26 protein-coding genes are annotated in these 22,892 nt (G+C 38.0%); 19 read left to right on the top strand and 7 right to left on the bottom strand.

All coding sequences use genetic code 11. The annotated features are described in order from the left end of the window. The 7 genes from ybaK to WBG45_RS09640 form a co-directional block, all read left to right on the top strand. Window positions 1-426: Cys-tRNA(Pro) deacylase (ybaK, locus tag WBG45_RS09670; RefSeq protein WP_424414073.1), on the top strand; the 426-nt coding region annotated here is incomplete at its 5' end. 106 nt (window positions 427-532) lie between these two features. Further along, window positions 533-1,141 (top strand): YczE/YyaS/YitT family protein, encoded by a 609-nt coding sequence (locus WBG45_RS09665; protein WP_424414076.1) that lies wholly within the window; start codon window positions 533-535, stop codon window positions 1,139-1,141. 72 nt (window positions 1,142-1,213) lie between these two features. Further along, window positions 1,214-2,302 carry a hypothetical protein gene (locus WBG45_RS09660; protein WP_424414071.1) on the top strand — a complete coding sequence of 363 codons (1,089 nt, stop codon included), beginning with the start codon at window positions 1,214-1,216 and terminating at the stop codon, window positions 2,300-2,302. Between the two features lie 94 nt (window positions 2,303-2,396). After that, window positions 2,397-4,499 (top strand): peptidase M6, encoded by a 2,103-nt coding sequence (locus WBG45_RS09655; protein ID WP_424414069.1) that lies wholly within the window; start codon window positions 2,397-2,399, stop codon window positions 4,497-4,499. A gap of 301 nt (window positions 4,500-4,800) precedes the next feature. Next, window positions 4,801-4,986, top strand: coding sequence for a hypothetical protein (locus tag WBG45_RS09650; protein ID WP_424414067.1), 186 nt, complete (start codon window positions 4,801-4,803; stop codon window positions 4,984-4,986). A gap of 169 nt (window positions 4,987-5,155) precedes the next feature. Next, the gene (locus tag WBG45_RS09645) at window positions 5,156-6,346 is read left to right on the top strand and encodes a glycine C-acetyltransferase (protein ID WP_424414065.1); all 1,191 of its coding nucleotides are present in this window, start codon (window positions 5,156-5,158) and stop codon (window positions 6,344-6,346) included. Window positions 6,347-6,435: 89 nt separating this feature from the next. Beyond that, window positions 6,436-7,137 carry a DNA alkylation repair protein gene (locus WBG45_RS09640; RefSeq protein WP_424414063.1) on the top strand — a complete coding sequence of 234 codons (702 nt, stop codon included), beginning with the start codon at window positions 6,436-6,438 and terminating at the stop codon, window positions 7,135-7,137. 245 nt (window positions 7,138-7,382) lie between these two features. Here the strand turns inward: WBG45_RS09640 and WBG45_RS09635 are convergent, their stop codons facing one another. Continuing rightward, the gene (locus WBG45_RS09635; RefSeq protein ID WP_424414061.1) at window positions 7,383-8,003 is read right to left on the bottom strand and encodes a hypothetical protein; all 621 of its coding nucleotides are present in this window, start codon (window positions 8,001-8,003) and stop codon (window positions 7,383-7,385) included. A gap of 228 nt (window positions 8,004-8,231) precedes the next feature. Between WBG45_RS09635 and WBG45_RS09630 the strand changes: the two genes are divergently transcribed. Both WBG45_RS09630 and WBG45_RS09625 read left to right on the top strand, forming a co-directional pair. Beyond that, window positions 8,232-9,173, top strand: coding sequence for an L-threonine 3-dehydrogenase (locus WBG45_RS09630; RefSeq protein WP_424414059.1), 942 nt, complete (start codon window positions 8,232-8,234; stop codon window positions 9,171-9,173). Between the two features lie 198 nt (window positions 9,174-9,371). After that, a complete protein-coding gene (locus WBG45_RS09625) occupies window positions 9,372-10,904 on the top strand; it encodes a class I adenylate-forming enzyme family protein (RefSeq protein ID WP_424414058.1) in 1,533 nt (510 codons plus the stop codon). 312 nt (window positions 10,905-11,216) lie between these two features. Here the strand turns inward: WBG45_RS09625 and WBG45_RS09620 are convergent, their stop codons facing one another. The 3 genes from WBG45_RS09620 to WBG45_RS09610 all read right to left on the bottom strand — a co-directional run bounded on the left by WBG45_RS09620 (window position 11,217) and on the right by WBG45_RS09610 (window position 13,794). Then, entirely contained in the window at window positions 11,217-12,572 is a 1,356-nt protein-coding gene (locus WBG45_RS09620; protein WP_424414056.1) for a YjiH family protein, read from the bottom strand. Between the two features lie 159 nt (window positions 12,573-12,731). Beyond that, entirely contained in the window at window positions 12,732-13,427 is a 696-nt protein-coding gene (gene bshB2 / locus WBG45_RS09615) for a bacillithiol biosynthesis deacetylase BshB2 (RefSeq protein ID WP_424414054.1), read from the bottom strand. 16 nt (window positions 13,428-13,443) lie between these two features. Beyond that, window positions 13,444-13,794 (bottom strand): YojF family protein, encoded by a 351-nt coding sequence (locus tag WBG45_RS09610; RefSeq protein ID WP_024535632.1) that lies wholly within the window; start codon window positions 13,792-13,794, stop codon window positions 13,444-13,446. Between the two features lie 225 nt (window positions 13,795-14,019). On the opposite strand from WBG45_RS09610, the gene WBG45_RS09605 reads away from it, so the two are divergent. Together WBG45_RS09605 and WBG45_RS09600 are read left to right on the top strand one after the other, a co-directional pair. Then, the gene (locus WBG45_RS09605) at window positions 14,020-14,901 is read left to right on the top strand and encodes an ABC transporter permease subunit (protein ID WP_424414052.1); all 882 of its coding nucleotides are present in this window, start codon (window positions 14,020-14,022) and stop codon (window positions 14,899-14,901) included. Further along, entirely contained in the window at window positions 14,898-15,929 is a 1,032-nt protein-coding gene (locus WBG45_RS09600; RefSeq protein WP_424414050.1) for an ABC transporter permease, read from the top strand. Before WBG45_RS09605 ends, WBG45_RS09600 begins: the two co-directional genes overlap by 4 nt. A 383-nt stretch (window positions 15,930-16,312) precedes the next feature. Here the strand turns inward: WBG45_RS09600 and pdxK are convergent, their stop codons facing one another. Together pdxK and WBG45_RS09590 are read right to left on the bottom strand one after the other, a co-directional pair. Then, window positions 16,313-17,146, bottom strand: a complete 834-nt coding sequence (pdxK, locus tag WBG45_RS09595) for a pyridoxine/pyridoxal/pyridoxamine kinase (RefSeq protein ID WP_424414048.1) — start codon at window positions 17,144-17,146, stop codon at window positions 16,313-16,315. 63 nt (window positions 17,147-17,209) lie between these two features. Then, entirely contained in the window at window positions 17,210-17,470 is a 261-nt protein-coding gene (locus tag WBG45_RS09590; RefSeq protein ID WP_024535628.1) for a hypothetical protein, read from the bottom strand. A 115-nt stretch (window positions 17,471-17,585) separates the two neighbouring features. Between WBG45_RS09590 and WBG45_RS09585 the strand changes: the two genes are divergently transcribed. From WBG45_RS09585 to WBG45_RS09550, 8 genes are all read left to right on the top strand, one after another. Beyond that, window positions 17,586-18,332, top strand: a complete 747-nt coding sequence (locus WBG45_RS09585; protein ID WP_424414046.1) for a DUF4230 domain-containing protein — start codon at window positions 17,586-17,588, stop codon at window positions 18,330-18,332. Window positions 18,333-18,337: 5 nt separating this feature from the next. Further along, window positions 18,338-19,012: a uracil-DNA glycosylase gene (locus tag WBG45_RS09580; RefSeq protein WP_424414045.1), complete on the top strand. Its 675-nt coding sequence runs from the start codon at window positions 18,338-18,340 to the stop codon at window positions 19,010-19,012. Window positions 19,013-19,068: 56 nt separating this feature from the next. After that, window positions 19,069-19,347, top strand: a complete 279-nt coding sequence (locus tag WBG45_RS09575; protein WP_424414044.1) for a YwdI family protein — start codon at window positions 19,069-19,071, stop codon at window positions 19,345-19,347. Window positions 19,348-19,415: 68 nt separating this feature from the next. Next, a complete protein-coding gene (locus WBG45_RS09570; RefSeq protein WP_024535624.1) occupies window positions 19,416-19,796 on the top strand; it encodes a DUF423 domain-containing protein in 381 nt (126 codons plus the stop codon). A 215-nt stretch (window positions 19,797-20,011) separates the two neighbouring features. Beyond that, on the top strand, window positions 20,012-20,494 hold the full coding sequence (locus WBG45_RS09565) for a hypothetical protein (RefSeq protein WP_424414042.1): 483 nt from the start codon (window positions 20,012-20,014) through the stop codon (window positions 20,492-20,494). 135 nt (window positions 20,495-20,629) lie between these two features. Next, window positions 20,630-21,190, top strand: a complete 561-nt coding sequence (locus WBG45_RS09560) for an AAA family ATPase (RefSeq protein WP_424414040.1) — start codon at window positions 20,630-20,632, stop codon at window positions 21,188-21,190. 103 nt (window positions 21,191-21,293) lie between these two features. After that, entirely contained in the window at window positions 21,294-21,842 is a 549-nt protein-coding gene (locus tag WBG45_RS09555; protein WP_424414038.1) for an aspartyl-tRNA synthetase, read from the top strand. A gap of 146 nt (window positions 21,843-21,988) precedes the next feature. Continuing rightward, window positions 21,989-22,522, top strand: coding sequence for a hypothetical protein (locus tag WBG45_RS09550; protein ID WP_424414036.1), 534 nt, complete (start codon window positions 21,989-21,991; stop codon window positions 22,520-22,522). A gap of 112 nt (window positions 22,523-22,634) precedes the next feature. Here WBG45_RS09550 and WBG45_RS09545 read toward each other — a convergent pair whose 3' ends face one another. Beyond that, window positions 22,635-22,826 carry an aspartyl-phosphate phosphatase Spo0E family protein gene (locus tag WBG45_RS09545; protein ID WP_424414074.1) on the bottom strand — a complete coding sequence of 64 codons (192 nt, stop codon included), beginning with the start codon at window positions 22,824-22,826 and terminating at the stop codon, window positions 22,635-22,637. Window positions 22,827-22,892 lie beyond the last annotated feature (66 nt).

Genomic DNA, 22,892 nt, shown 5'->3' with positions numbered 1-22,892 from the left:
GATTTATTTGAGTATGAAGTGTCTGACGGACAAGTCGATGGTGTTTCAGTGGCGAAAAAAATTCAACAACCTGTTGAAAAGGTGTTTAAAACACTTGTCGCAACTGCGGGACCTGGAAAAGTATTTGTATTTTTAGTACCGGTTGCACAAGAACTGAATTTGAAATCTGCAGCGAAAGCAGCGGGTGAAAAGAAAATTGAAATGCTTGCTGTTAAAGATTTATTCGGACTAACTGGATATATTCGTGGAGGATGTTCGCCACTTGGCATGAAAAAGTTGTTTCCGACGTTTATTGATGAATCTGCAAAAGAGCTCGATACGATGATTGTCAGTGCTGGGAAAATTGGCATGCAGATTCATCTGAAGCCAAGTGATTTAACGTCTTGTACACAAGGTGTCTTTGTATCGCTAACAAAATTAGGCTAAAATTCGATATACGAAAAAATAATGACTGATATACTATAAATATAGGATTCAAATCCATTCATGCGTTGCATGGGTGGATTTTTTGTGGAAAGAAGGCGTAATGTTAATGACTAAAAATCTTTATATACGATGGATCTTTTTTTTCGCTGGCTTGATGTTCTTAGCACTGGGCATTGCGTTGACGATTAGAGGGAAATTACTAGGGATAGGACCTTGGGATGTATTACACGTAGGATTGTTCCAAAACTTTGGCTTAACTATAGGCATGTGGTCGATTGGGACTGGGTTATTGCTAGTACTTGGTACATCGTTGTATTCCAAGCGGTGGCCACCCATTGGTACATGGCTGAATATGATTTTAATTGGATTATTCACTGATGGTTTTCTATGGTTATTGCCAGTTGTCACAAACCCCATTGTGCAAACCGTTTATTTTGTAAGTGGAGTAGGGGTAATGGGATTTGGTGTTGGGATGTATATAGCGTCAAATATTGGAGCAGGTCCTCGTGACTCGCTTATGCTCATTCTTGTAGAAAAGACCGGATGGACCGTGAAACGAGTTCGTACTTTGCTTGAGATAGTGGTTGCGATTGTTGGTTGGCTTCTAGGGGGGCCAGTGGGCATCGGGACAATTATCGTTGCTTTAACTCTTGGTTATATCGTCCATTTCACATTGACTCTTTCAAGAAATTGGATCGCGAAATTAACAGTATAACTTCATAATATACATGTTTTAACTAGCCCTTTCATATAGTAGATATGTCTACAAAATGAAAGGGCTGATTATATGAACGGAACTATAACTCATCAATTTGGACGAGCTTTTACAGGTCAAGGAGAAAAAAACATTTACACCGATTTAATTAATGAAGCGCGAAAAGTGTACTTTATTAAATCCCCACCAACATTTAAATTATCCGATTTATTTAAACAAGTTGGCTACCATTATGTAAAAAGGGGATACGATGTTGAGTGGTTTTATGATCCTTTGCATGCCGATGTGATTGAAGCGACCTATGTAAGAAGTAACCGAACTTTATTTATTCAAGCTTCCCATCCTTTGTCATTTGAACCGAAATATTATGGTAGCACACACCATGTGGTATCGTTCTATGAGGCGTATGATGAACAAAAATTACGTGAACACGGTGGTTTTTTACGAGAGAAAACTCTGCACAGTGAACAGTGGCTAGGCAAAGCCTTACAAACTTTAAGTGAAGCCAAAATAATCCATGATGAATGGGAAGTTCCTTACGTAAGTGGAATGGACTGGAGCGGGTTCGATGCACAAGCAGAAGCTCTGTTCAATAATACATTTACTACATTGAAATTTAATAAGTCATCCCAACGAACTCATCGTTTAATGGGAACGTTAACGCCAGAAGGACCGAAAGATTATTTTGACTCTTTGACCAAGGGTGTCAAAAGACGCATATTCATAAAGGGTTTTCCTGGTGGAGGAAAATCAACTTTGATGAAACGTTTTGGTGAACATGCAGAGAGTCTAGGTCTTGATACTCAGTGGGGCTGGTGTGGACTCGACTGCAACAGCATCGATTATGTATGGTTACCTGAACTTCAAACCATTCTTTTTGATAGCACAAGTCCGCATGAATATGAACCTGAACGTTCGGGAGACGAAATTTACGATGTTAAAAAGTTCCGAGATCTGAATGAAGAAGAGGTACTTCTTGTCGAGGGGATAGTAGCTCGATATAAGGAAGAAATCGTGCATGCAACCGAGTATTTGCAGGTGTATTGTACCGATGATGAGACGATTAGAGAGACTTTAGATGCATGTGTAAATAACTATAAGTGGCAAGAAATCGAGAATGAACTATTTCAAAAGATAGATAATTCTTCCATATATAAATGATTAAATAATCTCATTCTTTCAAATAATTACAAGTGTTACACTAAACCTCTAAAACTATTGTCAGAAAATTCAATAGTCGAAAGGGGAAATTATTTTGAACAAAAAGAAGTTATTTTCATTACTATCTACAGGGGCACTTGCTGCATCATTGTTCTCACCTGCAATAGTAGCTCCAGTTGAGGCGGCAAGTCCATATGCGAATTTTAATACAGCTAAATATGGCGATCGAGTTGATATCGATCAGTATTTAAATGAATTATCTACTAGTGAAAGCTTCCAAAAAGAAGCGGATCGAATGATTAAAGCGCAAGCTGATGAAGTGGAAGCTAATGGCGAAGAAGCAGCTGAAGAAGCCCCTTTTACATTTGATGGGGGAACGAAGACGTTCTTAAACCGCAATTTGAAATTTAAGGATTTCACATTACGTAGTGTCGGAGATAACATCGAAGTTTGGGTAGCAAATGACTTAGCTTATGGTCCTAACAACCCAAAACCAGCTGATGTTGTAACTCAAGCTCAAGTCGATACATTACGTGACGAGTTTGATGCTAACATTTATCCAGTGGCCACTGATTTCTTTGGCACACCAGATGCATTAGATGGATCTAACTCGCCACTTCCAGGGATGGTTGGATTGCCTGAAGGATATTATGAAGGTTCAGACAAAATCATTATGTTAGTCGATAATGTACAAGATGAAGGATGGAATAATCCTAGCTATCCATTCTTTGTAGCAGGATTCTTCTGGCAAACTCTTGAAAACTACACGGATCGTAATATTGTAACGATAGACACAAACTCTTGGGAGACTCGACTCGAGTCTACATTCTTCGGAACGACTATTCATGAACTTCAGCATTTGATTCAAGCAGACAATGATGGCTCTGAAGAAACTTGGTTGAACGAAGGGATGTCTACATTCTCTGAATTCTTAGGTGGATATGGTCATGGTGAAGGGTCAATTAACTTCTATTTAGATCATCCTGAAAATTCATTAGTAAACTGGGATGAGCATGGATCAGCTAAAACAGGTCCAGAAACGATTGCCGATTATGGGCAAACGTACTTGTTCACACTATATATGTACGATAAGTTTGGCAAAGACTTCATCCGTGACTTAGCGGTAGATGGAAGTTCTCAAGGGATTGAATCTGTTAACCAACAACTAGAATCATTGGGAACAGGTAAAACGTTTACGGACGTATATCAAAATTTCATGACAGCACTTGCTTTAGATAATTCAAAAGTTAGCAGTGATTACAAATTTGAAAGCATCAACTTACGTGAATTGCCAATCAATGCAGCTGGAGATACACGTGGCAAAACAATTGACTTCGAAAAAGCTTTAACGTTTGAAAAAGAAGGCGTTCCAGCATGGGGCGGCGACTTTAAAGAGTTTAATTTCGATAAAAATGTACGCTCATTGAAATTTGATGGTGTTGATTTCCTTCCATTACAATGGTCAACAGTTGAAAATCCGTTAGCTTCGAGTGAGCAAGTATTACATGCGAACAACGGAGATCAAGCGGATCAAGCTTTAATATTCAATGCACAAGTGCCGACTGAAAACCCAACCTTAACATTCGACCATTATTATGATATTGAAGAGCAATGGGATTTTGGCGTCGTTCAAGTTTCAACAGATAACGGCGAAACATGGACTTCTTTATCAAATGAAAATACTCGTTCGGATGTAGTTGAAGAAGGACATCCTACTATCAAAGAGAACGTTCCTGGATTTACAGGACATGCAACAGATTGGACTACTGAGTCATTTGATTTATCTGCGTATGCAGGTCAAGATGTCTTAGTATCATTTAGAAACCTGACAGACTGGGGTTATAATGATACAGGGTGGTTTATTAAAAATATCAACCTTGGTGATTTCTCTGCAGACGGAACTTCAACAGAAGCTTTCAAATCACTTGCAGAATTAAAAGGGGAGTACGTGGACTTCACCGTTTCGTTGATTCAGACACGTACTAACGGACAGCAAAAAGTAATGCAAATTGATCCATTTGATGTGACAGATACAGAAGCTTTACAAATCCGTAATTTCTTGACACAAGGTAATGTGAAAATGATTACTTCTTATGCAGCTAATCCTGGAGATTTAAATCCAGTTGACTTTACTTATGAAGTAGTGAGTAAAGATGATAAAGGCAAAGCTAAGAAAGATAAAAAGAAAAATAATTAAAGATTGAATAGAGAGCGGACTCGTAAATGAGTCCGCTTTTTGTGTGGTCAAAATTACCTTCTAATTTGGAGATTGGTTTTCGTCCACTCAACCTTGTTTTTCGTCAATTCAAAATGGATTTCCGTCCACACACGTAAGGTTTCTGTCCATTCACAATAGGTTTTCGTCCACTCCAGTAGCGTTCTTGTCCATTCGCCTGGAGGAGGACACAATTCCACTTAGGAAGGACACCTTTTCTTAATTCAAATCTATTTTAAAGATTGCAGGAGATATTATTCAACTATCTATAATTGAGACTAGCATGTTGCAAGAGCGTGCAGAAAATGTAATTGGGATTGTTGATAGAGTGAGTGGTTATTCCCATTCGCACTCCATTTATTACGATTCAGTCGCTATTATCGCCCGTTTTATCCCATATATTAATAGTTGTGGGCTCATTCGAAACGTGCGACAAGCGCAAATTTACGACAAAGCCAAGAACGATTAAAATAGCTAACTTCTTAAAGAAAGCTGTCGATCTGTCATTCATCTTCTCTCTCACATCACGCTTTTCTTCATTCAATGAATGGCTTATGTTAAAATGGAAAAGATTATATAACAGCGTTTAGCCACTGATTTAGAAGTGGCATATAAATTCGCTTGAGAGGAAGATGAATTTGTCAAACGTACTAGATGCATTTTTACAAGAAAACTTACAAGAACTAAAAGATCAAGGTTTATACAATGAAGTTGATCCAGTTGAGGGTCCAAACGGGGCGAAAATACAAGTCCGTGGAAAAGAACTCATCAATTTATCCTCAAACAACTATTTAGGTTTAGCAACAAACGACGAACTCAAACGTATTGCAAAAGAAGCAATTGATAAATACGGAGTTGGGGCTGGCGCAGTTCGTTCGATTAACGGAACGCTTGATTTACATGTGAAATTAGAAGAAAAACTTGCTGAGTTTAAAGGCACAGAAGCGGCAATTTCATATCAATCAGGATTTAATTGCAACATGGCAGCAATTTCAGCAGTAATGGATAAAAATGATGCCATTCTTTCTGATCAGTTAAACCATGCGTCAATTATTGATGGATGCCGTTTATCTAAGGCGAAAATTATTGCATTTAAACACTCTGATATGGACGATTTGCGAGAAAAAGCGAAGGCTGCACAAGAATCAGGTCTTTATAATAAAGTTATGATCATTACAGACGGCGTATTCTCTATGGATGGTGACATTGCGAAGTTACCTGAAATCGTTGAAATCGCGAAAGAATTTGATTTGATTACGTATGTTGATGACGCTCATGGATCAGGTGTTACTGGAAAAGGAAAAGGTACAGTCAAACATTTCGGTTTAGAAAAAGATATCGACTTCCAAATGGGTACATTGTCTAAAGCAGTAGGTGTTGTTGGTGGATACGTTGCCGGTAAACAATCATTGATTGACTGGTTAAAAGTTCGTTCACGTCCATTCTTATTCTCAACAGCAGTACCACCTGGTGATGTAGCAGCAATTACGGCTGCACTACAAATGATCATGGACTCAACAGAACTTCACGATAAGCTGTGGGACAATGGCGATTATTTGAAAGCTGGACTGAAAAAATTAGGATTCGACATCGGTGCTTCCGAAACACCGATCACTCCTTGTATTATTGGTGATGAAAAACTAACACAACAATTCTCAAAACGTCTATTCGAAGAAGGCGTTTATGCGAAAGCAATTGTCTTCCCAACAGTACAAAAAGGGGCCGGCCGTGTGCGTAACATGCCAACAGCCTCTCATACAAAAGAGATGTTGGATGAAGCAATCGTTATTTATGAAAAAGTCGGCAAAGAACTAGGCGTTATCAAGTAAGTAGGTAAACACTCGAATGTGTAAAAAGCATTCGAGTGTTTTTTACATAAAGCATTTTTCTTTATCACTCATTATAGGGAGATGAGATTGTGACGTATGAAGAAGTCATGAGCTATTTAGAAGAAGTTGGTAGCGAGCAAACTAGAAATATATTTGCTAAACACGGGGCACGCGAGTTTTATGGAGTTAAAGTAGCAGATTTGAAAAAGATTTTGAAGTATGTGAAAAAAGATCAAAAACTTGCATTGAAACTATATGATTCTGGGAATTCAGATGCGATGTATTTGGCCGGTTTAGCAGTTGATGCCAAGTTGATGACAAAAGAACAGTTGCAGTCATGGGCAAAAGAAGCTTACTGGTATATGCTTTCCGAATATACCGTAGCATGGGTTGCTGCTGAAAGTCCATACGCGCTAGAACTAGCTAGGGAATGGATGCGATCAGATGAAGAAATGATTGCATGTGCTGGGTGGAGTACATATTCGAGTTATTTAGGCTATGCAGGTGCAGATGACTTGGATTTGCAGGAAGTCGCTCGATTATTAGAACAAGTGAGAGTCGGTATTCACGAAGCACCAAATCGTGTGCGGTTCGATATGAACGGATTTGTTATTAGTACGGGTGTATACGTTCCAGAATTAAGAGAAGCTGCACAACGAGTAGCGAAAGAAATTGGTAAAGTTCATGTCGATGTAGGTGATACGGCCTGCAAAGTACCACTTGCTTCTGACTACATCGAAAAAGTCTTGTCACGTGGTGAACCTAAAAAGAAAAAGAATTTAAGATGTTAATAACTTAAAAAGACCTCGACGCGAAACGATGCGTTGAGGTCTTTCTCTGTTTTAGTCATATGTAAAGGAGTTCACATTTCATGCAGTTTGGTTGCAACTTCCTTGATTTCGTTGCAACTTTCTTGGTTTGGTTGCAACTTTTCTATTTTCGTTGCAACTTTCCCGATTTGGTTGCAACTAACCAAATTCCTCCTAGTTTTTCAATAAAAAAAACCACGTGAACGAACACGTGGGCAAAATAAGAGTTAAGCATGTTTTATGGAATGGATCACAATATACTTTTGTACGCCACGAGAACCGTCGATCGCTTTTTTTGATTCGATTGTAAATGTATCGAGATTACCTTGTTCTTTGGCATAAAGAGCGTGCAAAGAGTGGATCATCCAGTCCACGCTAATATTTTCTTCGTGACGCTCGGCTTCTTCAAAGTCGCCTTTTTTGGCAGCAATATACGCGGCGTAATATGATTTTAGAGGCTCACTGTCAATCTTTTGCGCGTATATATCAGCAGCATCAATGTTTTTAAGGTGCAAAGCCAAAATGGTTTTATAAACATTTTGCATATACGGTTGATTGTGCTTCGCTAAAATTGCACGTAAACTCTCTTCTACTTCTAAGTCATTGCCATGAGCCAACGCAAGCGGGTAAGCAAATATCGGCTTCTTTTTATTAGCAATCAAGTATTTCTCAATGGCTTTTTCATTATTTGACCGATACACAGTGAATATTTGAGGAAGAACAACAAATGCTAATAGAAATACTAAGGTAGTTAAAATAACGACCAAAAAGGGAAAATCTAAAAAGAATAAAAATGTAGATAAGATAAAGGCTAAAACAAAAGTAATACTTAATCGAAAGAATTTCATGGTTTAATTAGTCCTTTTTCTCTTCAGTATAACAAAATAGTCTACTAAAGGAATGCTAGTAGGAAATTAAAGTGCCATGAGAATAGTGACACGGCCTTTATACGTATTGTACTTTCACAATGAACACACTATAATGAATAGTGGTTAAAGTCTTATACATCAATGTTTTATTGCTATAATTTGTGTTTCTCAGAAATACAAATGTTTAATCGTGGAGGAGGAAATCAATTGAAAAAAATTATTATTACTGGAGCTTTAGGTCAAATTGGCTCAGAATTAATTGTGAAATTACGCAGTATATATGGAGCGGATAACGTGTTAGCGACAGATATTCGTAAAACGGATTCGCCTGTTGTTAATAGTGGTCCATTTGAAATACTAGATGTTATGGATGCAGAACGCATGCACACACTGGCAAAAGACTTCGGTGCAGATACGATGATGCATATGGCTGCATTACTTTCCGCAACAGCTGAAGCAAAACCTTTACTTGCTTGGAATCTTAATATGGGTGGATTAGTAAATGCACTTGAAACGTCACGCGAGTTAGGACTTCAGTTCTTTACACCAAGTTCAATCGGTGCGTTTGGTCCATCAACACCGAAGAAAAACACACCTCAAGATACGCTACAACGTCCAACCACCATGTATGGAGTAAACAAAGTAGCAGGTGAATTATTATGTGATTATTATTTCCAAAAATTCGGTGTAGACACACGTGGAGTTCGTTTCCCAGGCCTTATTTCGTATGTAACGCCACCAGGTGGGGGAACAACGGATTATGCAGTAGATATTTATTACAAAGCATTGGAAACAGGAAAATATACATCTTACATTGATCAAGGAACCTACATGGATATGATGTATATGCCGGATGCCTTGCAAGCAATTATTGATTTGATGGAAGCTGATGCATCAAAACTGGAACACCGTAACGCTTTCAATGTAACAGCAATGAGCTTCGAACCGGAACAAATTGCTGCTTCAATACGCAAACACATTCCTAACTTCGAATTATCATATGATGTAGATCCAATTCGCCAAGGAATTGCAAACAGTTGGCCAGATGCGATTGACGCAACCGCTGCTAAAAATGAGTGGGGCTTCAAAGCACAATACGATTTAGACTCAATGACAAAAGACATGCTCGACAAACTTGCTCAAAAATAAATCTAGAAATATAAAAGGCTGACACCTCCGAAAGAAGGAGATGTCAGCTTTTTTGTGTGGTGTTTCCACAGTATTCTTTTACTAAAATTTCCCTAAAATTATGATAGCGCTTCCAACTTCTTTTTTGTACAATACTATTATGAGAAAACTTACTAAATTCAGAAAAATGAGTAAGTTTTAAAATAAGGAGGATGAAAGATGAATCTTGCTACTTCATTAACAATTAACGCGAACAGACATCCTGATAAAATGTGTATTACATGTGAAGACAGAACATACTCGTACAAAGAATTCAATCAAGAAGTGAACCGACTTGCTAATGGTTTGAGTGCATTAGGTTTGAATAAAGGGGACAAGGTTGGAATTTTTATGAAGAATTCCGATCATTTTGGAATTGCCCTATATGCGATTTGGAAAGTAGGGTTGGTGGTTGTACCCATTAACTTCCGTCTTACAGCAATGGAAACACATTATATTCTCGAGCAGTCAGATTGTGTAGCGTTATTTTGTGATGAGGAACTTGAAGAGACCGTGGTAAAGGCGGCAGAAGGACTGAATGTATTGAAACATATCATCGTCCATTCATCAGCTTCAAATGAAAGTCACCTTTCATGGAATAAAGTAATCAGTGAAGATGTAAATGAACCTAATGTTGTTGTATTGAATACAGATGATGCAGAAATTTTATATACGTCAGGTACAACTGGGGAACCAAAAGGCGCATTATTTGACCATCAGCGAATACTCAATGTGAATATGGCGTTTATTATGTTAAAACGTTTGAATGCAGAGGATAAATTACTCCATGTTGCACCATTATTTCATTCCGCTCAATTGAATTTATTCTTCACGAGCGCAATTATGTTAGGTGCTTCAAGTGTTATTCATCGAGATTTCCATCCAGTCACGACTATGCAAACAATCCAAGATCATGGAATAACCATTTTCTTTGGCGTGCCTGCCATGTACAATGCGATGCTACAAGTGCCGAATAGAGACACCTACAATTTGTCTTCAATTCGAACATGTGGCTACGGGGCAGCTCCCATGGCTCCTGCACTTGTGGAACAGTCCATGGAATTATTTGGAACCGATCAGTTTTATAATTTATGTGGCTTAACAGAAGCGGGTCCAGGAGGGGTGTTCCTGTCTCCAGAAGATCATAAGACGAAGCTGGGGGCAGGTGGAACAGCGATGTTCTTTACGAATATTAGAGTTGTGAACGAACAGATGGAAGATGTCCAACCAGGAGAAACAGGGGAGTTTGTGATTAAAGGTGAAACGGTAATGAAAGAATATTACCGCAAACCTGAAGAAACTCAAAAGACCTTTTCGGATGGATGGTTATTAACAGGCGACTTGGCGACGATCGATAAAGATGGCTATATCACAATCGTGGACCGCAAAAAAGACATGATTATTTCAGGTGGAGAAAATGTGTACTCAGTCGAAGTTGAACAAGTGTTGAATAGCCATCCTCAAGTATTGGAAGCAGCCACAATTGGAGTTCCTGACGAGAAATGGGGAGAAATGGTTGCGGCTATTATCGTTCCTAAAAATGGAGAAGCCATTGATGAAGAAGAAGTACTTCGTTATTGCAAAGACCGTTTAGCTGGATATAAAATACCGAAAAAGTTCTTTTACTCGGATGTACTGCCAAGAAATGCTTCAGGAAAAATCTTGAAATATCAATTACGTGATTCATTTACTCACCAAGAGATAAAGAGTTAAAGAGGCGATTCTGGAGCAGCGTAAAGGGTTTAACCGTCTTTTAATATTGTTAAGGACATCCATCAAGCTGTAAGTCCCTGTTTTTTGTTAAAGCGCTCATAGTCGACAGAGAACCGCCGATAGACGACAAAGATGCGCCGATAGCCACGTCTTTTGCGCTGATAGACGACAGGAAAGCGCTCATAGTCGACACAAAACCGCTCATAGCACACAACAGTCACTCTAAAGATTTCCTGAACCAGTCAAGAATTAAATAGAAAAAGCTGACTCTAAAATCGCGTAACGCGAAATTAAAGTCAGCTTTTCTATTTATTAGAACAATAAATGTGCAACACCAGCAATAATTGGTAAAGCAATAACTGTACGTAAGACGAAGATAATCAGTAAATCAAGGAAGTTTACTGGAATTTTTGAACCAAGTAACAATCCACCAACTTCAGACATGTAAATTAATTGTGTAACCGAAGTTGCTGCGATGACAAAACGAGTCAATTCTGACTCAATCAATTCCCCACCTAAAAGAGCTGGTAAAAACATGTCGGCAAATCCAACAACTATCGTTTGTGCAGCTTCAGCAGCTTCAGGAATTCCAAGAACCATTAACAATGGAACAAATGGTTTACCTAACCATACGAAAACATCTGTATAAGTGGCAAGAATTAAAGCGATTGTACCAAACGCCATAACGACTGGCGCAACGCCCATCCACATATCGAGAACATTTTTTAAGCCGTCCGTAATAAATTTAGTGAACGAACGGTTTTTATTCGCCGTTGATAAAGCATTTTCTAAACCATGAGTTACAACGTTATAACCTTCAGGCAATGTTTCAGCTTGATCGTCGAAGGGACGTCCATCAATATATTCTTCAGGTTTACGTGACAATGGGAAAATGCGAGGCATAATAAATGCCAACACTATCCCAGCGAAAACTACCGTCGCATAGAATGGGAGGAAATAACTTCCTAGTCCAATTTGTTCAATTACGACAATCGAAAAAGTAATAGACACAACAGAGAACGTAGTCCCAATAATAGCCGCTTCTCTTTTCGTGTAAAAGCCTTCTTCATATTGCTTACTTGTTAGTAAAACACCGATTGTTCCATCACCAATCCAAGAAGCAAGGGCATCAATAGAAGAACGACCAGGTAATTTAAATAAGGGACGCATGATTTTCACCATCATCGTACCGAAGAATTCAAGTAACCCGAAATTCAAAAGTAACGGTAAAAGGAGTCCTGCAAATAAGAAAATAGTAAACAAGAATGATAATAAACCAGTAGTAGAAAGTAATAAACCACCAGTTTCTTCACTTGTAACAGCTTCAGGTCCAATATTCGCTACGACCATTACGGCAAAAATTGCACCTACAACACGTACAATTGTCCAAAACAAGTTTACTTGGAATAACTTTTCGAAAAATGTTTGATCTTCAGGATTTAGATCTTTTTTAAATAGAAAAATGATCGAACCAAGTGCAGCTAAAATCATAACAATCGTAACAGTCCATGGCATAATCGGTTCAACAAAACCTGCTACTAGATTTGCTAAAATCGCCACTGGAATTTTCCATTCGCCATCAAACTTGAATGGAATCATGAATAAGAATATTCCGATAATTGAGGGTATTAAGAATAATAGCCATGTAGATAGTGAAAACTTCTTCAAAAAGGGTTCCTCCTATTATGTATATTTATTCAATCTTATAATTCTCTGATAATGATACTTGCAACCGCAGAAAATGTCCACCATTGTTTTATGTTGTAATAATTCCCATTAGGCAAAAAAATCCCGAGGGACCATTACAAAAGGTATCCTCGGGAATGATTAAAATGATTGTTCGAAATCTTCGTGCCAACGATAATAATAGAAGCGTTCAAACGATAGCCAATTTTCCGCTTCTGGTTCGCCTTCAGCTAATCGCTTGTCCATTTCTGCTAACATCCAAGCCGTTTGTGAAATATGAGCTTTCATAGCACCCATCTTTTGGTCGCGAGCTTCACGAATATCATGAATGACGTCCGGTTCACCTAATTCATCTTTTGTATTGTTGGCAAATGCGACAGCATACAATTTTGGACGAGTTGTTTCATCCATTCTACGAACAGCACGAACTACTGCACGGGCTGTAGCTTCATGATCTGGATGTACAGCATAGTTCGGATAAAATGTAATAATTAGTGATGGATTTGTTTCTTCTATTAACTTCGTCATCATGACAACCATCGTTTCATCATCTTCAAACTCGACGGTTTTATCGCGTAAGCCCATCATTCGTAAATCCGTAAGCCCCATTGCCTCTGCAGAAGCCAATAATTCTTGTTTGCGAATATGTGGCAAAGATTCACGCGTTGCAAATGGAGGATTCCCTAAATTACGGCCCATTTCACCAAGTGTTAAACACGCATATGTAACAGGTGTTCCTTGCTTAATATATGTAGCAATTGTTCCTGAAACCCCGAATGCCTCATCATCTGGATGTGGAAAAACAACTAAAACATGTCTTTCATTTGGAAGTGTCATCTGTGTTCCTCCTTCTTTAATACGCAAATGGTGTTTCGCTGATATGAAGCGCCACTGCTAATTTTCCACTTTGATCGTGTCCAGCCATCAAAAGACGGCCATACTCATCCAACTCAAAATGTGTAATACCTTGTGCATAAACCCAACCATGAGGTAATTTTAACCCCACACGGTGTGGACTTTCTCCAGCTACCTTGCCTAGTTCGTACTGAATGACAATATTGCGAATAAATGCGCCGGCATTAAAAACTGTCTCATCAAAATGAGATGCATATGCACCGTTTGTCGTTTCAAGGTGAAGATAAATATCTTTATTAGCAAAGGAATTCAATAATTCCTGCAATTTCTCTACGTTTACAACTTCCATGATATAGCCTCCTTAGCACAAAAAACTTCTACAACTTAGTATAAAGAAATCTTCCTCACAAAGCGATTAGCATGCTCGGAATCATAAAAATGTCTGTTCGAGTAGAGAGAAACTTTTGATTTTGTTTGCTATTACTTCATAATTACACAAAATTATTTCGTTACTCAAAATGAATTATGGTATTATCGAAATATCTGAATTTTAGAACAGTAGGAGGTTTGTTCTATGAAAGGCTTTTTTAAATGGGTTATTCAATTAATTGTAGCCTTAGTAAGTATTTTGCTAATAAGTGGTGCACCACAATTAATTACTGGTTTCCAAAAAGGTGAATTTTTATGGAAAGAATACATAGAAACACTTCAATTCCATGTGACATCTCTATTGAATTTCAGAGAGATAAGCGTTGATCATTTTATCGGAAGAGAAGTGCGCCAAGTACTTGTGTTTCCACAACTCTTTGAAAATATTATCTACTCTTTGCAACTGTTGTTCTTAGCACTGGTAGCAGCTATTATTTTCGCTTTAGTTGGTACTTTTATTACAATGCTAATGAGTGAAAAAGCAAGGTCACGCGTAAAATTAGTCTTTTATTTCTTGGAGTCATTCCCTGATATTTTAATTATTTTATTAGCCCAGTTGGTAGTTGTTGTGATTTTTGAACAAACCGGAGTCTTGGTATCAAAAATCGCGGTCATCGACGAAAGAATCTACTGGCTTCCTGTTTTATGCTTAATGCTTCTACCCATGGTTCAACTTTATCGTCTAAGCATGCTGACATTTGAAGCAGAAGAAAGACAAATGTATGTGGAGCTAGCAAGGTCACTAGGCTTTGGGAAGTTATTCATCTTGTTCTTACATATCTTACGTAATGCCATCATCAGTGTATTTTTCCAATCCAAAAAAACGATGTGGTTTATGTTATCAAATCTTTTTATTCTCGAATTAATGTTTCATATTCCAGGCATTATGTATTACATGTACGAACACTTGAGTGGAATTTTGTTTTTAGTCACCGTATTAAGCTTTTTCTTACCCGTTTTCTTACTATATAGTCTTGGTGAGTGGTACTTCATGCGCCGAACGATTAGGGGAGGTGCATTACTATGAGCTCCGTATGGAAACAACCTTTATTCCTTATAGGATTTGCAATCATTGCATTCTTTTTAGGTGGAAGCTATGTATTTGAGTGGATCTTTGGTAATGTGCCAAAGCACACATATTTCATTGAAGAAAATGGCCGTGCAGTTGAAGGGCCACCGATTTCGCCAAATTGGAAGCATCCACTTGGAACAGATGAATTTGGATATGATATGTTAGCGAAAATCATGCTGGGGGCTAAATACACCATTTTAGCTGCAATGGCTGTTGCTGCTTTACGAATGTTGATTGCCCTTCCTTTAGGATTTGCAATAGGTACGTATTTTCAGCGTCAACGCTCTTGGATTAATGCATTAATCGATCCAATGCATTATGTTCCTATGACGATTTTTGCCTTTATCCTCCTTAGACCTGTCTTGTGGATGCCTATGGAAGGATTTTCTACAACCATCACGGAACGAATTGCCATCCAAGTCGTCATTATGGCACTCATCACGGTTCCAATAGTCGCTGCATTAATCGGCAACGAAGCCAATCTTTTATATCATCAAGAATATATACTAGCTGCACGAACCCTTGGAGCAAGCCGAAGACGAATTATTGTACGTCATTTAACACCTCAACTACGAGAAAAAATGTTGGTGCTCTATGGTCAGCAAGTGGTCGAATCGCTCATTGTATTTGCCCATCTGGGGTTGCTCAGATTATTCTTAGGGGGAACCGACGTCGACTATGACCCAATGTTTGGCGATCCACCAAGATCCATTTCTTATGAATGGGCGGGTCTATTCGGCAACTCCTTCCGCTATCTGCAAGGAGCACCATGGCTACCCCTTGGACCAGCCGTTAGTTTTGCCCTCGTCATCTTAGCTATCGCCGCTATGATTGAAGGCTACACAAGAGCAATAAATGGCCAAGTCATATTAAAAAAACGCAAAAAAATGGTTTTTGTCTCAGATGAAACAATTGAATGGAACCAACTCCAACTTAAGTCCAAGCTCATTTTGTTAAAAAAGGATACGACCACTTTTAAATAAAGTTACCCTAAAGGCTGCCGGATGCAATCGGCAGCCTATTTAAATGTGCCATAATTTCACTACAGTATCGTTATGGAAAGACAGGAGCTTTTATATTACTGCTTTTGGCTACCACCAAAAGCCTTTCTGTTGATGACACTCAACTTTCGAGATTTCGGAAAATCTCGATTCCAACTTATAACGCGAATATTCCAACTTGGCATCCCTTTTTTCCAACTTGGCTCTCAAATTTTCCAACTTGGCCTCCAAATTTTCCAACTGAGCAATCGCTCAACAAAAATAACTTCAAAAACGCCAAGTGAGAGATAGCACGTAGAGCAAAACGCTTCAATTTAAATATAAAAAGTCATCCGAATATGTTTTCGGATGACTTTTTATATGATTTATACTTCAGAAGTTGTAACTTCTGGTGCACCAAAGCGATTTTTTGCTCCGTGCATGACTGGACCAACATATTGATTTAACTTCCAACCGTTTGCGATAGCTGCAGAAACGAATTTCTTCGCCTCAAGAACGGATTCATTTACAGCTAAGCCGTTTGCTAAGTTAGCAGTTACTGCGGCAGCGAATGTACAGCCAGCGCCGTGATTGTAAGTTGTCGCTGTTTTTTCAGATTCAAGCAAAGTATACGTCGATCCATCATAGAACAAATCAACTGCTTTCTCATGTTGCAATTGTTTGCCGCCTTTTATTACCACGTTTTTAGCACCAGCTTCATGAATTTTAACAGCTGCTCGCTTCATATCGTCGATTGTTGTTAACGTACCAAGTCCAGAAAGTTGTCCCGCTTCAAAAAGATTCGGTGTCACAACTAAAGCGCGTGGAAGTAATAATTTCACCATTGCTTCAACATTTTCCGGGAATAGTGCTTGGTCTTCACCTTTACACACTAATACAGGATCGATAACTACTTTCTCAAGACCAGAACTGTCAATTGCTTCAGCAGCTGTTTCAATTATTTCAACAGTAGGCAACATACCAGTTTTAATGGCATCCACATTAGTAGAAAGAGCCGTTTTTAATTGAGCTTTCAATGTGTCAACTGGAATCGGGTGAATGCCATGGCTCCAGCCATTTTCAGGATCCATTGTTACGATTACTGTCAAAGCATTCATACCATATGTTCCGTGCTCTTGGAACGTTTTTAAGTCTGCTTGTATGCCTGCGCCACCTGAAGTATCAGAACCAGCGATTGTTAAGGTTTTTTTCAAAGACATATCTTGACCCTCATTTCATTAAGTTTCTATGTTCTATCGTACCAAAAATTAATGGGAATTCAATTATTGGAGCTTATCTGCACGCAAAAGTTGAAAGGTAATAAAGGCTAATCCGAGCGTGAAAATTAAAGAAAATCCTCCAGCAATCCAGTAACGCTGCGATAAGAGACCAAAACTAATAAATGCGAATAAAAAAACAACCACGAACATACCAATCGTAAAACATCCAAATCCGAGTGTTTTCGCACGTTCGGGTACTTGACTAACTTCTTTTGTCGAGCTTTCCACTTTACGCATTTTTTCTCGCCACTGATAATCCGCCACTGTGCATCACCTCTGTAAATATCCTATCATTCGCCTGAAGGTTGTACAATTTGAAATTTTCCCTTATCGTTAACATACGAGACTCATTGTAGAAATGATAGAAAAGGGGAGAACGATGTCAAAAAATCAGAGAATAAGAGAAATTGAAAAACTACTTGAAGAATTAAAAGCACAAGATGAAGTAGCCGTTACATTAGAAAGTGTTCAACCTCGTACATCTGGATTTTGGCAAGTCGGCTCACTTTTCATGTCAATTTGGAAAAGAAAATTCTTATGGTTGCTTACTGGGTTGATTGCACTTATTCTCATCATCCCTTTCGTTGCATTTTGGATGATACAAGGAAGTACCTTTTCAGAAAACAAGGGAGCTTTTTTAGAGAAAATTCAATCGTTAAATGAACTAGCAACTGCAGAAGCTTATACGAAAGTAATTATTGAACGCCAAGATAACGCGATTTTAGGGAAAGAAATTGGACTGGATTTACCTGGCACAAAACGTCAATTGTTAGTGGTCATTCCGGGGTCTGTAAAAGCCGGAATTGATTTCACAAAACTCCAAGAAGACGATATCGTGCTCGATGAAGAAGCAAAAACAGCGACACTGACGTTGCCAAAAGCCGAGTTTTTGGGCGGACCTGAAATCTTTTTCGATCAAGTCGAAGTTTTTTCATATGAAGGATTGTTCCGTGAGAAAGCTGACATAACAGAAGCTTATGATCTAGCACAGGAAGCGGAAAAACTAATGATGGAAGAAACAACTGGACAAGGAGTACTAGAACTTGCCGAAGAAAACGCTGCTCGCTCAGTTTCGGAGATGTTTTCATTGGTTGAGTATGACGTCACGGTTGAATTCGAGGAGTGAGACTTGTGGAAAAATTGATTTTTGATAATGATTGGCAGCAAGTGCTTGAATCAGAATTCGACAAACCTTATTATCAACAATTACGTAAATTTCTGAAACAACAATATAGTAGGGAAACCATTTACCCTGAGATGGATAAATTATGGAGTGCTTTTAATGAAACACCCTACCAAGATGTCAAAGTCGTTATCGTTGGACAAGATCCATATCACGGTGCTGGCCAAGCGCATGGCATGAGTTTTTCAGTGCAAGCAGGTGTCAAACATCCACCAAGCTTAAGAAACATGTTAAAAGAACTGAATGAAGATCTCGGATGCGAAGTCCCGGTAGAAGGCACGCTCACTAAATGGGCACAGCAAGGCGTCTTCCTGTTAAACACAGTTCTAACTGTTCGAGCAGGGGCTGCTCATTCGCATAAAGACCAAGGATGGGAACTTTTTACGGATGAAGTCATACGAAAACTTTCACAGCGTGAAACTCCTATAGTATTCGTATTGTGGGGAAGACCTGCGCAAATGAAACGGAAATTAATAGACACATCTCGTCATGCCATCATAGAATCAGTGCACCCAAGTCCCCTAAGTGCATATCGTGGATTCTTCGGCAGTAAGCCATATTCCAAAATTAATAAACAACTTACAGAGTGGGGTCAACCATCAATAGACTTTTGCTTGAAGTAGTTTTCATGGTAAAGTGAACTCTTACAAGAAGATGTGAAAAAGGAGTGTGACACAACATGATTCCATTAAGTCGAGTTGTCACCGAAATAGAGAAACATGTTTCCATTGCCAAAAGTAGAGGCGACGATCAAAGTATTCGTGAATCTTTGCTCGCTATTCGTGCTTTATGCGATGTAGCATTGAGTGAACGACCTGAAGTGAAACCATCAAGCATGCCTATTCAAATAGCTCAAACCTCACAAATAGTTTCACCCCCTCCAGCAGTCCAAACCATTTCAGCAGGAGAGCGCATGAAAGAAAATGATGCGAACGGGGATTCATTGTTTGATTTTTAACTTGTTGATATTTGAGGTAAGACCGCAAAACGTATTAATCAACCATTAATGAAAGTAGGAATAAATTCATGCCATTTTTTATCATTGCAGGTGCAGTTAACGCATTTATTGCCGTTGCATTCGGAGCATTTGGTGCTCATGCATTAAAAGAAAGACTATCAGAAAAATATTTAGCCATTTGGGAAACAGCTGTGCAATACCAAATGTATCATGCCATTGGACTAATCGTTATCGGCATCTTGATGCACTCGAATATTATTGGAAACGTATCGCAACTTAGCTGGGCCGGTTATTTAATGTTAGCAGGGATTGTCATTTTCTCTGGTTCACTTTATGTCCTAAGCCTAAGCGGCATTGGTATCTTAGGAGCCATCACGCCAATCGGAGGAATAGCCTTCCTATCAGCATGGGTTCTTGTCATCATAGCTGCTGTAAAACACATGAACTAAAAGCAAAACGTCCTCTCCATGAGGGCGTTTTTTTTTTGAATTTTTTATTAGTGAAACCGCTGAGGTTGATTAATCGTAAAATATTGGGAGGATGGGTTTACCACATGAAATCTGATAATAGGCATTTATGTTAAGAAATTGCTAGGGATTAACATTTATTTTATAGAACTTAAGGGATAAAAGATCTTTAATTTTACTTAGGGAGGACGATTGTGATGAAATCGAGGTTAAAACAACTTTTGTTTTTAGTTATACCAATAATTATTATAAGCAGTGCTTTTTTGATGAAAAATATTGAATTAAAAAAGGAGCTAGGTGACCAATATCAAAGGGAGATGCAGCAGGCAAATGGTTATTTAGGAGCATTATCGAGAATGTCATCTTCAGAGTTACAAGAAACTGGGGAATCGAATCTTTTTCTATATCAGCTAATCTATTTATCGCATATTTCCTTTACTATTCAGCATCAAGAGTTAGCTGATCTATTAATGAATACTGAGCATAAATTGCGTTCGGTAAGTTCTCTAAATGAGGAGGAGCTAAAAGCATTAGATAGAGATATACGGAAGCTAGCTTTTACGGTGAACGACTTAATCGATGAAGTCGGCGATAAAAGAATGGATTGGTACCAATTTTATCAAAGTCCATCTAAAAGTGTGATAGAGCGAATTGATGAACGTCTAGAGATGGAGTACTAGTGTGAAAGCAAAATTCCACTAGTAAGTTCAGATTAACAGTTGTAGTCTAGATGAATTTTTATTACCAAAAATGACGTATACCGTTTTTATGATATAATTCCATAAATTGTATATTATTTTTTAGGGGGAGGATTTATGAAATTTATATTACTATTTGGTCCACAAGCAGTTGGTAAAATGACTATCGGACAAGAATTAGAAAAAATGACAGACTTAAAACTTTTCCATAATCATATGACAATCGATTTAGTGCAACCCTTTTTTGATTTCGATACGGATGCATATCGAAGATTAGTAAACCTATTTCGACACGAGATATTTGAAGAAGCATCTAAAAGCAAGTTAAATGGAATGATTTTTACATATGTTTGGGCGTTCGATCAACAATCAGATTGGGATTTTGTTAATGAAGTTTGTCATACTTTCGAGTCAAAAGGTGGAGAAGTTTATTTTGTGGAACTTGAAGCTGATTTAAATGAAAGGCTTGAACGGAACAACACGCCTAATCGTCTTGAACATAAGCCAACAAAACGAAACATTGTGCAATCTGAACATCATTTAAGAGTCACATTGGAAAATCACAGATTAAACTCAACTGAAAATGAAATCACCAGAGAAAATTACATCAGAATTAACAATACGAAATTAAGCCCAACTGAAGTAGCTAAAATCATTCAAAATAAGTTCGATTTGTAGTAATTGCAAACGGTTTTACATGGTCCTCCCGTTGTTCCGTTAACAGGGAAGGGGGATTATCATATTTTTTATCAAATGCAGTAAATTAAAGTGGAGGGAATAAATGAATAGAAATGTAATGTCTAAAAGAATAACCGTAATTATTCTGATTTTTGTATTTGTTTTTATCTGGGGTATGGGTGAGAGGGCTTCTTCTTATTCTGAACCTTCAGAAGCTTTGTTTGCTAGTGATCAAGATATGGTTTTAATTCCGGGCTATAAAATGAATGATGAAGCTCTTTACTTTTTCATTAAAGACAAGAAGTATTTAGGAGCAACTTATGTAAAGAAAGGACTCTTTGGATGGAAAACAGGAGTACTTACTTGGGGGTCTTCTGATTTCAAAGCAAGCTCTGACAACTTAAACAGTTACTCAGGGCATGGTGAAAATCTCATATACGGGTTAATTAAAAATGGTGATGAGCGAATTATAAAAATGGGTGAACATGAAGCTAAGTTACTAAATTTAGAAATGTTACCTAACAGCACTGTCGAAGAATATCAATTACAAGATATGTACATTTGGTACTTTGAAAGCGAAACTGCACTTGATAGAAGAGAAATAAAGTTACTAAACAAAAGTACGGGAGAACAATTAGATACAATAGATTGAAGTACAGCAAAAAAGAGCCTGGAAATTTATCCAAGCTCTTTTCTTTTGACATCTCCAATTAGTTAATAGCAAGATGCTAAACAGCTACACCACTTGAAACCAACTATCCGTGTGTACGTCTAATGGAGAAATAAGGGGGAATTAACTTGAAACGAATTAGCTTATTAATAGGATCGCTTTTACTAATTGGTGCTTGTGGAAGTGAAGGTCATTCGATTCAAGAACCTACGTTTGAAGATTTGAAAGAACATGCACATATTGTAAAGAGTGCAAGTGAAAGTAACGTTTTTGTAGACTTTACCTCTTATGGATATACAGATGATGCAAAGTTCCGCTCCTTTTCAGGCACTGAGATAGAATCCAACGATATTCGTGCAGGAAGTTTAATTGACTATGAAGACACAGGAGCAATTGCGGAATCCTATCCGAGTCAAGGGACGATCAAAAGCCTTACTTTGTATGATGATGAACGAAGTAAAAGATTTGAAAAAGGTATTGCTCATTTACTAAGCACCCAAGATACTAATGCATTCATTGGCTATAAACTGCTCGCCTTAGAAGGTGACGAGTTAATTATTGAATTCACGGATTATTTTAATGCAGATGTAGTGTACAATGCTTCAATTAATATAGAAACACTTGAATATGAAACGACTCAAATAAAGGCTGATACAAAATGATTTGATACTTCTTTAGCATTTCCTATGCAAACTTCTACGGAGAAAAAATAAAAAGGAATCCAGTTACTTATGGATTCCTTTTTATATTTGTCATGTTGGATAGTAAATTTGATTAAAAGAAACTATTCATCCGTCTGAAAGATCCATGGATTTCTTGGTATTGGTTTAGTAACATATCAAGTTCTTGACTGCATGCTACTACACTAGAATGGGTAAAACCAAAATGGTTTGCTCTGTGGTACATCACTTTCTTTTTCAAAATAATTTGCCCTAATAAGAAATTTTTACTGTGCATATTTTTCATCATTCCTCTTTTAAATGTATGATAGTAAGTGATTTGTGGATGGAATATTAGGTGAAGAAGCGTCTA

The sequence above is a fragment of the Paenisporosarcina sp. genome (genome assembly GCF_049671445.1).
Lineage (GTDB): Bacteria > Bacillota > Bacilli > Bacillales_A > Planococcaceae > Paenisporosarcina.
This window is presented reverse-complemented; position numbering and strand designations above follow the sequence as displayed.

Excerpts from the sequence above, each read along its gene's own strand:
- WBG45_RS09665 (WP_424414076.1), top strand. The coding sequence starts at position 533 with ATGACTAAAAATCTTTATATACGATGGATCTTTTTTTTCGCTGGCTTG.
- WBG45_RS09660 (WP_424414071.1), top strand. The coding sequence starts at position 1,214 with ATGAACGGAACTATAACTCATCAATTTGGACGAGCTTTTACAGGTCAA.
- WBG45_RS09650 (WP_424414067.1), top strand. The coding sequence starts at position 4,801 with ATGTTGCAAGAGCGTGCAGAAAATGTAATTGGGATTGTTGATAGAGTG.
- WBG45_RS09635 (WP_424414061.1), bottom strand. The coding sequence starts at position 8,003 with ATGAAATTCTTTCGATTAAGTATTACTTTTGTTTTAGCCTTTATCTTA.
- WBG45_RS09625 (WP_424414058.1), top strand. The coding sequence starts at position 9,372 with ATGAATCTTGCTACTTCATTAACAATTAACGCGAACAGACATCCTGAT.
- bshB2 (WP_424414054.1), bottom strand. The coding sequence starts at position 13,427 with ATGACACTTCCAAATGAAAGACATGTTTTAGTTGTTTTTCCACATCCA.
- WBG45_RS09610 (WP_024535632.1), bottom strand. The coding sequence starts at position 13,794 with ATGGAAGTTGTAAACGTAGAGAAATTGCAGGAATTATTGAATTCCTTT.
- WBG45_RS09605 (WP_424414052.1), top strand. The coding sequence starts at position 14,020 with ATGAAAGGCTTTTTTAAATGGGTTATTCAATTAATTGTAGCCTTAGTA.
- WBG45_RS09600 (WP_424414050.1), top strand. The coding sequence starts at position 14,898 with ATGAGCTCCGTATGGAAACAACCTTTATTCCTTATAGGATTTGCAATC.
- pdxK (WP_424414048.1), bottom strand. The coding sequence starts at position 17,146 with ATGTCTTTGAAAAAAACCTTAACAATCGCTGGTTCTGATACTTCAGGT.
- WBG45_RS09585 (WP_424414046.1), top strand. The coding sequence starts at position 17,586 with ATGTCAAAAAATCAGAGAATAAGAGAAATTGAAAAACTACTTGAAGAA.
- WBG45_RS09575 (WP_424414044.1), top strand. The coding sequence starts at position 19,069 with ATGATTCCATTAAGTCGAGTTGTCACCGAAATAGAGAAACATGTTTCC.
- WBG45_RS09570 (WP_024535624.1), top strand. The coding sequence starts at position 19,416 with ATGCCATTTTTTATCATTGCAGGTGCAGTTAACGCATTTATTGCCGTT.
- WBG45_RS09565 (WP_424414042.1), top strand. The coding sequence starts at position 20,012 with ATGAAATCGAGGTTAAAACAACTTTTGTTTTTAGTTATACCAATAATT.
- WBG45_RS09560 (WP_424414040.1), top strand. The coding sequence starts at position 20,630 with ATGAAATTTATATTACTATTTGGTCCACAAGCAGTTGGTAAAATGACT.
- WBG45_RS09555 (WP_424414038.1), top strand. The coding sequence starts at position 21,294 with ATGAATAGAAATGTAATGTCTAAAAGAATAACCGTAATTATTCTGATT.
- WBG45_RS09545 (WP_424414074.1), bottom strand. The coding sequence starts at position 22,826 with ATGAAAAATATGCACAGTAAAAATTTCTTATTAGGGCAAATTATTTTG.